The sequence below is a fragment of the Kitasatospora sp. NPDC059160 genome, from assembly GCF_042755465.1.
Lineage (GTDB): Bacteria > Actinomycetota > Actinomycetes > Streptomycetales > Streptomycetaceae > Kitasatospora.
The window spans coordinates 12772-23301 of the sequence record NZ_JBHZCN010000005.1 but is presented as its reverse complement, the minus strand read 5'-3'; the positions used below and the strand labels follow the sequence as shown (position 1 = coordinate 23301).

The 10530-nt window shown below is 76.4% G+C and carries 7 protein-coding genes; 3 read left to right on the top strand and 4 right to left on the bottom strand.

Features of this window, described 5'->3' with window-relative positions; genetic code table 11:
• Position 1: 1 nt before the first annotated feature.
• The 3 genes from ACFXOZ_RS03185 (at position 2) to ACFXOZ_RS03175 (ending at position 6464) form a co-directional block, all read left to right on the top strand.
• Positions 2 to 3796 carry a DUF5682 family protein gene (locus ACFXOZ_RS03185; protein WP_380586907.1) on the top strand — a complete coding sequence of 1265 codons (3795 nt, stop codon included), beginning with the start codon at positions 2 to 4 and terminating at the stop codon, positions 3794 to 3796.
• Positions 3793 to 5910, top strand: a complete 2118-nt coding sequence (locus tag ACFXOZ_RS03180; RefSeq protein WP_380586904.1) for a hypothetical protein — start codon at positions 3793 to 3795, stop codon at positions 5908 to 5910. The genes ACFXOZ_RS03185 and ACFXOZ_RS03180 overlap by 4 nt, the downstream gene beginning before the upstream one ends.
• Before the next feature lie 101 nt (positions 5911 to 6011).
• Positions 6012 to 6464, top strand: a complete 453-nt coding sequence (locus tag ACFXOZ_RS03175) for a MarR family winged helix-turn-helix transcriptional regulator (protein ID WP_375891991.1) — start codon at positions 6012 to 6014, stop codon at positions 6462 to 6464.
• An 83-nt stretch (positions 6465 to 6547) separates the two neighbouring features.
• Here ACFXOZ_RS03175 and ACFXOZ_RS03170 read toward each other — a convergent pair whose 3' ends face one another.
• The 4 genes from ACFXOZ_RS03170 to ACFXOZ_RS03155 form a co-directional block, all read right to left on the bottom strand.
• A complete protein-coding gene (locus ACFXOZ_RS03170; protein WP_375891989.1) occupies positions 6548 to 7123 on the bottom strand; it encodes an ATP/GTP-binding protein in 576 nt (191 codons plus the stop codon).
• Between the two features lie 96 nt (positions 7124 to 7219).
• Positions 7220 to 7603, bottom strand: a complete 384-nt coding sequence (locus tag ACFXOZ_RS03165) for a DUF742 domain-containing protein (protein WP_207813170.1) — start codon at positions 7601 to 7603, stop codon at positions 7220 to 7222.
• Positions 7600 to 8031 (bottom strand): roadblock/LC7 domain-containing protein, encoded by a 432-nt coding sequence (locus ACFXOZ_RS03160; protein WP_375891987.1) that lies wholly within the window; start codon positions 8029 to 8031, stop codon positions 7600 to 7602. The genes ACFXOZ_RS03165 and ACFXOZ_RS03160 overlap by 4 nt, the downstream gene beginning before the upstream one ends.
• Positions 8031 to 10232: a sensor histidine kinase gene (locus tag ACFXOZ_RS03155; RefSeq protein ID WP_380586901.1), complete on the bottom strand. Its 2202-nt coding sequence runs from the start codon at positions 10230 to 10232 to the stop codon at positions 8031 to 8033. Before ACFXOZ_RS03155 ends, ACFXOZ_RS03160 begins: the two co-directional genes overlap by 1 nt.
• Positions 10233 to 10530 lie beyond the last annotated feature (298 nt).

The following is a 10530-nucleotide window of genomic DNA, read 5'->3' as shown; positions in this document are numbered from 1 at the left end:
GATGACGAGCAGCGCGGTGAGGACCACCACCCCGGACGACCCGGCCGTCCGCCCCGGCCCCGGCGCCGTATGCGGCCACGGCACCGATCCCGGTGCTGACCTCGGCACGGCCCCCGGTACCGATCCCGGCACCGACCCCGCGGTCCGGGCCGAGACGGCCCGGCTGGCCGGCTCCGGCACCGACCGTCCCGGGCCGTACCTGATCGGTGTGCGCCACCACGCGCCCTCCCTCAGTGCGGTCCTCCCCGCGCTGCTCGACGCCGCCCGGCCCGAGGCCGTCCTGGTCGAACTGCCCGCCGAGTTCCAGCCCTGGCTCGACCACCTCGCCGACGAGGCCACCGAGGCCCCCGTGGCCCTCGCCGCCGCCCCGGCCGGCGGGGACGATGCGGACGGGGACGACGCGGGCGCGGCCCCCGGCGGGCTCGCCTTCTACCCCTTCGCCGACTTCTCCCCGGAGCTCGTCGCCCTGCGCTGGGCCCGGCGCAACGGCGTCGAAGCCATCGCCTGCGACCTCCCGCTCGCCCACCGCACCGGCCCCGTCGGCCCGCGCGGCCGCCGCCCCGTGGCCGGCCCCGACACCCCCGGCGTGGCCGACGCGCTGCGCCACCGCCTCACCGGCCGTGCCACCGACGACGACCTCTGGGACCGCCTCGTCGAGACCGCCGCCCCCGGCTCCGGCCCGGAGGCCGTCCGGCGCGCCGCCCTCCTGGTCGGCTGGGCCCTGCGCCACGACGCCGGAACCGGCCCCGGCGTCGACCCGTACGACCTGCGCCGCGAAGCCTGGATGCGCGCCCGCATCCGGGCCGCCTCGGCGGGCGGACGCCGGACCGCCGTGGTCGTCGGCGCCTTCCACGCCCCCGCCCTGCTCGACGGGCCCACCGCCCCCGAGGAGCCGCCCCGCCCCGACGAACCCGGGCACGTGCTCTCCCTCATCCCGTACACCTACCCGCTGCTCGACGCCCGCTCCGGCTACCCGGCCGGCATCCGCGACCCCGAGTGGCAGCACACCGTCCTCGACGCCGGCGGCGACCCCGAGCGCCTCGACGAGGCGCTCACCACCACCGCCGTCCGGATCTGCGCCGCCCTGCGTGCCCAGGACCACCCCTCCGGTCCCGCGGACGCCCGCGAGATCGTCCGCTTGGCCGGCGACCTCGCCCGACTGCGCGGCCACGCCGCCCCCGGGCGCGGCGAACTCGTCGAAGCCGTCCAGTCCGTGCTCGCCCAAGGCGAGCCCCTCGGCCGCGGCCGGGCCGTCGCGCGCGCCCTCGAACAGGTCCTGGTCGGCACCCGCACCGGGCGCCCCACCCCGGCCGCCCCGCGCAGCGGCCTCGGCCCCGCCGTCGAAACCCTGCTCGCCGACCTGGGCCTCCCCGGCCCCGCCGACCCGGGCCCGCGCGAACTGCGCCTCGACCCGCTGCGCAGCCCCCTCGACCGCCGCCGCGAGATCCTCCTCCACCGCCTCACCGCCTGCGGCGTCCCCTACGCCGACCCCGTCCCCACCACCGGCCCCGGCGGCACCGAAACCCTCGGCACCCGCTGGCGCCTGCACTGGACCCCCACCGTCACCGCCCTGCTCACCGTCGCCGGCACCCGGGGCGTCACCCCCGCCCAAGCCGCCGAGGGCGCCCTCCGCAGCCGCCTCCCCGACGACCCCACCCCGCGCGAGATCATCGACGGCCTCACCGCCGCCGCCTCCTGCGCCCTCCCCATCCTCACCGCCACCCTCCTCACCCGACTCACCGCCACCCTCCCCACCACCGCCACCCTCCCCGACCTCCTCGCCGCCCTCGCCCTCCTCGACCGCCTCACCGCCGGCCACCTCCCGGTCACGGCCCCCGGGGAAGCACCTGCGGGTGCGGCCGGTCCGGCGGAGTCAACGACTCCGTCCTCCAAGGGTGTTGACAGTCGGACCGGCCCCGGACTGCCGCTGCGGGCGGCGATGGACCTGTTGACCGCCGTGGCGGTGCGGCAGGTGGAGGGGTTGGGGGGTTCGGACGATCCCGCGGATGCGCGGGCGTTGGTGGAGCTGGCCCGGCGGGCGGACCAGCTGGGCGGGGTGCGGCTGGGGTACGCGCTGGGGGAACTCGCCGAGCGGGGGAGCCCGTTGGTGCGGGGCGCGGCCGGGGCGGTGCGGGTGCTGCTCGGGCAGGAGTCCGCGCAGGTGTTCGGCGGGCGGGCCGCGTCCTGGGTGGACGGGGCGACCGACGTGCGGGCGCGGCAGGTGCTCGGACGGTTGCTGGTCGGGTTGTTGACCGCTGCCGAGGGCCTGTTCGACAGTGCGCCCGAGGCGCTCGAACCGGTGCTGGAACGGGTCGGTTCGCTCTCGGACGCCGCCTTCCTGGACCGGCTGCCCGCGCTGCGCGGTGGCTTCGACACGCTCAGCCCGGCCGCCCGTGACCGGCTGCTGGTCTCCGTCGAGGACCGCCTGGGCACCCGCCTGGCGGCCCTGCCGGAGCAGACCGACCCCGCTCTGGTGGCCCGTTGGGTCCGCGCGGACCTGGCGGCCCGCCGGGTGCTCGCCGGGAGAGGCCTGCTGCCGGCCGCTCCCCGGACCGCCGACCAGGTGTCCGAGCCCGAGCCCGGGTCCGAGCCCGGGTCTGGGTCCGAGCCCGAACCCGGGCCCACGACGGCGACCGGCCCGGCACCCGCCCCGTCGCCCGCTCCCGGGCGCGTCCTCACGCCCGCCGAGCGCTGGCGCCTGCTGCTGGGCCGCCCGGGCACGGGCGGCCTGTCCGGCCGCAGCGCCCGACTCGCCACCGCGCTGGACGAGTTGTACGGCAGCGGCCACGGCGAGGGCTCCGGCCCCGGCCTGGACGACCGGGGTGGCAGGGGCGGCAGCAGGGGCGGCCGCGAGGCGCCGTTCCCCGGAGTGCGGGAGTGGGCCGAGGAGTTGGAGGCCCTGTTCGGTCCGGGCGTCCGGGAGGAGGTCCTGGCGGCAGCCGTCGCCCAGGGCCGTACGGACGTGCTGGAGGCGATCGACCCGTCCGCCGTCCGCCCGTCGGTGGACCTGCTGCGCGCGGTGCTGGACCACGCGGGCGGTCTGCCCGAGGCCCGGGTGGCCAAGCTGCGTCCGCTGGTGCGCCGCATGGTGGACGAGTTGAGCCGCGAGCTGGCGACCCGGCTGCGCCCGGCGCTGACCGGGATCAGCGTGCCGCGCCCGTCGCGGCGCCCGGGCGGCGGGCTGGACCTCCACCGGACGATCCGGGCGAACCTGGCCACGGCCCGCCCCGGGCCGGACGGTTCGGGCACCGTGATCGTGCCGGAGCGCCCGGTGTTCCGGACCAGGGCGCGGCAGGCCAACGACTGGCGGCTGATCCTGGTGGTGGACGTGTCGGGGTCGATGGAGGCGTCCACGGTCTGGGCGGCGCTCACCGCCTCGATCCTGGCCGGGGTGCCCTCGTTGAGCACCCACTTCGTGGCCTTCTCCACCGAGGTCCTCGACCTGACGGAGCAGGTGGCGGATCCGTTGAGCCTGCTGCTGGAGGTGAGCGTCGGTGGCGGTACCAGCATCGCGACCGGCCTGCGCTACGCCCGGGAGCTGGTGACGGTGCCGTCGCGGACGCTGATCGCGGTGGTCAGCGACTTCGAGGAGGGCGGCCCGGTCAACGCGCTGCTCGCCGAGACCCGGGCCCTGGTGGACTCCGGCGTGCACCTGCTGGGCTGCGCGGCGCTGGACGACTCCGGGACGGCCCGCTATTCGAAGGCGGTCGCCGGCCGACTGGTCGCGGCCGGGATGCCGGTGGCGGCGCTGAGCCCGCTGGAACTGGCCCGCTGGGTGGGGGAGAAGGTGCGATGAACGCCACGACACAGACAGAGCGGGCTTCACAGACCGGGAGCAGCTGGCCGGGGGTCCGGCCGGAGGTGGTCGCCGAGGTGGTGTCGGCGCTGAGCGCCCGCCTGCAGAAGCGGTTGGACGGCGCGGCGGCGAAGCTCGCCGAGCGGCCGCTCAGCCGGGAGGGCGACGAGTGGCGGGTGCAGGTGGACGAGGAGGTCCTGCTCGTCCTGCACGCCCCGGGCGGGGTGGTGGCCGGCCCGTCCGACGTCCGGTGCGGCTGTCTGCTCGCCCCGGCCTGCGTCCACCGGGCCGCCGCCGTCAGCCTCTGCCCGCTGGCCGAGGCCGAGGCCGAGGCCGACGATCCGGGCCTCGGGACCACGCCGGCCGAGGCGCCGGGAACACCTGCCGCGACCACCACCACAACCCCGCCCGAGCCCGGATCCGAACCCCGCCCTGGACCCCGACTCGAACCCGGACCCGAGTCGGGACCGGAACCCGGACCCACCGCCCTCACCCCGTCCGAACGCGGCGCCGCCCGGCACCTCCACCGCGCCGCCTGCGCACTGCTGGCCGCCGGGGTGAGCGGGGCGGGCGCGGTCGCCCAGGCGGAGCTGCTGCGGGCCGGCCACGGGGCGCGGGTCGCGGGGCTGTACCGCCCGGCCGCGGCGGCGGTCGCCGTGGTGACCGGGATCCGGGCGGCGCGTTCCGGTGCGCCCGACCACCGGCTGGCGGACCTGGTGGCGGCGCTCCGCGAGCTGCTCGGCCTCACCACCGCCCTGAACACCCTGACTGCCGTGACCACGCCGACCGCCCCGGTCGCCCCGGTCGGCGCCCCGACCCCGCCCGCCGCCCCGACCCCGCTCGCCGCCCTGCGCGGCACCGCCCGCCAGGCCTACGCCGAGGAGGGCGGCCTGCGGCTGTACGGGCTGTTCGCCGAGCCGGTGCTGACCGCGACCCACGCCGGGGCGGTCAGTTGGGCGGTGGACGCGGGTGGCCGGCTCAGCACGATCGCCGAGGTGACCCCGCACGGCGATGTCACGACCGCCGCCCCGCTGGCCGTCGCGGCGGGCAACCGGACGGTCCGGCTGGGCGATGCGGCGCTGAGCCACCGTGAGTTCAGCCGCGCGGGGCTGGCGGTCCAGGGCGCGACCAGGTCCACCGGCGGGCGGCTGGGCGCGGGTGCCTCGGTGCGGGCGGTCCGCGCGGCGGGCGCGGCCTGGACGGCGGAGCCGGTGGCCCGGCTCTGGGCCGAGCCGCCCGCCGCCCAGGTGGCCCGGGCACTGGCGGCGCAGGAGCTGCCGTACGGGAGTCGCCCGGCGGGGAGCGACCTGTTGTTCCTGGACGTCGTCCTGCTGGGCACGGCCCCGACCGGTCCGGGCGGGGCGCTCCAGCTGCTCGCCCGTCCGGTCGGTGGCGACACGGTGGTCGCGCTGCGCCCGGGGCACGAGCACCCCGATCTGGCCTTCCGGGCCAATCTGGCCCTGCTCGCCACGGCCCCGGGCCTTCGGCTGCGGCTGATCGGACGGTTGGAGCGCGCGGACCGTCCGGAACTGCGGGTGCTGGCGATCGGCACGCCCTGGGACGGCTCCGACCACGACGGCCACGACGGCCACGACCGCCTTGCCCTGCCCGCCGACCGGGCGGACCGGGTCAACCTCGGCCTGGAACGCCTGCAGACCGCTGACCTGCCCGCCGGCCCGTCCACCGGGCCATCCGCCGATCTGCCCGCCGGGCTCCCGGCCGAGCTCCCCACCGCGCCGCCGCTCGGCCCGCCGGTGCACGTGCTCGGCCGCCGGGTGGAGCAGACCGTCACCACCGGCCGGTCCGCGCCGGCGCCCGGCGCGGCCACGGCGGCGGCGGACCGGGCCCTGCTGCGGGCGTCGGGGCTGGCGACCGCCGCCGAGCTGCTGGACGGCCTGCGGGCGGCTGCCGCGGACCAGCGGCGTGACGTGTTCGGCCGGATCGTCGCGGACGACCACGACGCCTTCGCCACCGCCTGGCTGGCGGCCGCCGACTACACCGAGGCGCTGGCGACCGCGCTCTGCTCCGCCTCCTGGGGCGGCGAGCAGGACGACTCGGAGGACGGCCCGGAGGACGGCCCGAAGAACGGGACGGAGGACGGGAAGGAGCTGTGAGCCGATTTATTTGCAGAGACCGATAATCGGCGCCGAATGGCATACTTGTACGAGAGGGGACAGCTCAGGACGCACAGGTGAACGTGAAGGGAAGGCGAGCCATGGCCATCCGCGACGACGCGGCCGAGGTCCGGGCCGGTGGCTGGCGGACGCTCGCCGCCCTGCACGGACTGATCGACGCCGCGCTGGAGAAGGCGCTCCAGGCGGAGCACAAGCTCTCGGTGGTGGAGTACACGGTGCTGGAGGCGCTCTCCCGGCAGGACGGCTGGCACATGCGGATGCAGCAGCTGGCCCGTGCGGCGGCGCTGAGCAGCAGTGCCACCACCCGGCTGGTGAGCCGCCTGGAGGACCGGGGCCTGCTCAGCCGCTACCTCTGCGCGGACGACCGGCGCGGCATCTACACCGAGCTGACCTCCGAGGGCCGCGCCCTGCTGGAGGCCGCCCGCCCGGTGCACGACGCCACCCTGGAGGCGACCCTGGCCCAGGCCGCGGAACTCCCCGAGCTGGCCCCGCTGGTCGACGCGCTCGCCGAGCTCAGCCCGACGAAGGCGTGATCCCGGCCCAGGCGTGACCCGGGCGGCTACCGCCGCCCGGCCGCCTCAGCGCCGCCTGGTCGCCTCACCACCGCCTGGCTGCCTCAGCGCCGCCCGACGGCCAGCGCGTCCCGGTGCACCCGGTCGAGCAGGGCGAGCAGCAACTCCTTGCTGGACGCCCGCTCCCGGACGTCGCACAGCACCACCGGCACCTCCGGCCCGAGGTCGAGGGCCCGGCGGACGTCCTCCGGGGTGGCGTCGCGGCGGCCGTGGAAGCAGTTGACCCCGATGGCGAAGGGGATTCCGCGCTGCTCGAAGAAGTCCACGGCGGCGAAGCTGGATTCGAGCCGCCGGGTGTCGGCGAGGATGATCGCGCCGAGGGCGCCGAGGGCGAGGTCGTCCCACATGAACCAGAAGCGGAACTGCCCGGGCGTGCCGAAGAGGTAGAGCACCAGGTCCTCGCGGACGGTGATCCGCCCGAAGTCCATCGCCACCGTGGTGGTGGACTTGCCCTGGACGCCTTCGAGGCTGTCGACCCCGATGCTGGCGCGGGTCATCCGCTCCTCGGTCTGCAGCGGTTCGATCTCGCTGACCGAGCCGACCATGGTGGTCTTCCCGACGCCGAAGCCGCCGGCGACGAGGATCTTGACCGCGCCCGGCACCAGGCTCTGGGTCGTCAATTCGGGTCTCCTGGGGAGGAACTGTGGGGATGCTGCGGGTGCGATGGATGCGGTGGACGCGACGGGTGCGGCGGATGTCACGGACGCGGCAGCCGGTCAGAGTCTGCGGACGCCTTCGATCACGGCCTGGATCAGGGAGATGTCCGGTGCCTCGGCGAGCTGGACCGGGGCCCGGGTGAGGATCAGCCGGGCCTCCGCCAGGTCGTCCAGCAGCACCTTGACCACGCTCACCGGCAGGTCCATGGTGGCCGCGATCTCGGCCACGGCCAGCGGGCGTTCGCGGCACAGGTCGAGGATCGCGGCCGGTTCGGGGGTCAGCCGGCTGGTGTCGGTGCGCGGGTCGGCGGTGACCACCAGGGTGATCAGCGCGAAGCCGTCACGGACCGGGCCGGTGCGCCCGTTGGTGATCGCGTAGGGGCGGACCAGGTGGCCGGCGTCCTTGTCGTAGAACCAGCCCTCGTCGGCGTCGGCGCTGGTCACGCACCGCCACCCGCGCCGGGTCGGCCCGCGTCGCTGCGCGGCGCCGCGGTGAGGTACTGGCCGACCTGCTTGACCAGCATGTTGATCTCGTAGGCCATCAGTCCGGCGTCCACCTGCTCGCTGGTGAGGACGGCGAGCCGGGCGCCCTGTCCGGCGGTGGTGACGAACAGGAACAGCTGGTCCATCTCGACCACGGTCTGCCGGACCCGTCCGCCGTTGAAGCGGTGTCCGGCGCCGCGGGCCAGGCTCTGCAGGCCGGAGGCGACGGCGGAGAGGTGCTCGGCGTCGGCCCGGTCGAGGCCCTGGGACGTGCCGACCAGCAGTCCGTCCTCGGAGAGGACGATGGCGTGCCGGGTCTCGGGTACCCGCGCCACCAGCTGGTCCAGCAGCCAGTTGAGGTCGCGCTGGGTCTCGGTGTGCTGCGTCATCACTGCTGTTCCTTGGCTTCCTGAACGGCGGGGGCTTCCGCGGTGCCCTCGGGGGCGGAAGGTGCGGCCGGGTGGGGGGCGATGGCGGGCGCGTCCGGTCCGGTACCGGTCGCGCGGGCGCTGCGGGTGCCGCGCTGGATGGCGGCCATGGTGGCGCGGGACCGCGTCGGCGAGGGGTCGTCGGCCTCGCCGAACCGGGGGCCGGCCGGGGCGGGGCGGGCCCCGTACGGCGAGGACGGCGTGGTCGGGGTGGACGGCGGCATCATGGTGCCGGGCGCGTTGGCCTCGCGGAGCTGCTCGGCGAGGCTGGCGTTGCGGACCCGCTGCGGCAGGATGCGCGGGGTGCGCAGTTCGCCGTCCGGGCCGTGCTCCACGCTGTCCTCCTGCGGGCGTTCGTGGGTGGGCGTCGACCGGTCGGCGGGCACCCCGTCGAGACCGCCCGCCGAGTCCACGACGGCCGGATCGACGACCGCAGGATCGACGACGGCCGGGTCCGCCTGAGCCCCGTCCACAGGCCCGGGGGTCGCGCCGGCGCCCGGGTCGAGTGGTGCGGCGAGCTGTGCGGCGAGTTCCGCCGACGGCCCGGTGGGCAGGTCGTACGGGCGCGGCAGCACGGGCCGGGGGACCACCACGGCCCCGGGCAGCCCGGGGATCTCGGCACCGACCGTCAGCCCGGCGTTGTCGAGGACGGGCCCGCCGTCCTCACCGTCCGGTCGGGCGAACTCCTGCGGCCCGAAACCCTGTTGGCCGAACTCCTGCGGCCCGAAGCCCTGTTGGCCGAACTCCTGCGGTCCGAACTCCTGCCGCGCGAGCAGCTCGCCGAGGATCACCCCGCCGTCGGCCCCGCCGCCTGCCGGCTCCGTCGGTGCCGTCGGCACCGCCGGGGAACCGACGCCACCGATCCCGTCGACCCCGCCCGAGGTGTTGCTCGTCAGCCCGTTGAGCACCCCCGCCAGCGCGCCGGACAGCTCGTCGTCGACCACGCCGAAGTCGCCGTCGGACGGCCGCGGTTCAGGCACCGGGGTCCGGGTGACCCGTGCGCCGGACGGCAGCCCGGGCACCGTGGCCGGCTGCTCCGCCTGCTCCAGCAGCACCGAGGGCACCAGCACCACGGCCCGGGTGCCGCCGTACGGCGAGGGCCGCAGGGTGACCTGGATGTCGTGCCGGGCGGCGAGCCGGGCGACGACGAACAGGCCGAGCCGCAGGTCGTCGCCGAGCGCGGAGACGTCCAGCTCGGGCGGGTTGGCCAGGTACTCGTTGAGCCGCTCGTACTCCTCCTCGGTCATGCCGAGGCCGCGGTCCTCGACCTCGACCGCCAGGCCCTTGGGGACCTCCTGGGCCGAGACCTGCACCTGGGTGTACGGCGGGGAGAAGGTGGTGCCGTTCTCGATCAGCTCGGCGATCAGGTGGATCACGTCGGCGACGGCCTGCCCGCTGAGCGAGGCGCGCGGCACGCCCTGGACGACGACCCGGGCGTAGTTCTCGGTCTCGGAGACGGCGCTGCGCAGCACGTTGACCACGGGCACGGCGTTGCGCCAGCGCCGGGCGGGCAGTGCGCCGCCGAGGATGACCAGGTTCTCGGCGTTGCGCCGCATCCGGGTGGCCAGGTGGTCGACGGCGAACAGTTCGCGCAGCAGCTCGGGTTCCTCGTGCTCGCGCTCCAGCGCGTCGAGCATGCTGATCTGCCGGTGGATCAGGATCTGGGTGCGGCGGGCGATGTTGAGGAAGACCTTCTTCGTCCCCTCGCGGCCCTGGGCCTGGTGGACGATGGCGGCGACGGCGGCCTGCCGGACGGCGGCCAGGCCGTCGGAGGTCTGCTGGACCTCGTCGCCGACCCGCCGGGACGGTGCCCAGGTGGGCGGGGTGGGCACCGGCTCCCCGGCGCGCAGCCGGCCGACGATCTCGGGGATCTCGTGCTGGGCGAGCGCGAAGGTGTCGCCGCGCAGTCCGGCGAGCCGGGCGGACAGCGACCGGGCGGCCCGGATGCCGCGGACCAGGCTGACCAGCAGCACCAGCGCGACGGCGGCGGTGCCGGCCAGCAGCGCGGTGCGGTTCGCGGTGTCGCGCAGCAGGTAGGCGGCGTAGCCCCAGGCGGCGGCGAGGCCCAGGCTGGGGACCAGCACGAGGGCGAGGAGCGAGCTGCGGAGGGAGCCGGACCGGCCGGCGCGGTGGCCCGTGCGGGGGGCCGATATGCCTGGCATCTGATTCCTTGTTGCAGGGCCGAGTTGCAGGCCGGGTCTCGGGTCCGGACGGTGGGTCGGCCCGAGCGGACCGGACCGGGCGTCAGGGAGCCGAGGCCCGGGGTCGCCGGACGGGGTGACGCGGTGTCACCGTCCGTGCGGGTGCAGCTCGGCCGCCGACGGCAGGAAACCTATCAGTCCCAGGTGGCCCCATCGCAACATCAACTGACGATATGTGAACGGGCGATGGCAGGAACGGCCAGTTCCGGTCGGAGCGTTCGCCGACGGATCGTCGCAGCTCAGCGCGGTCGGTGCGGAG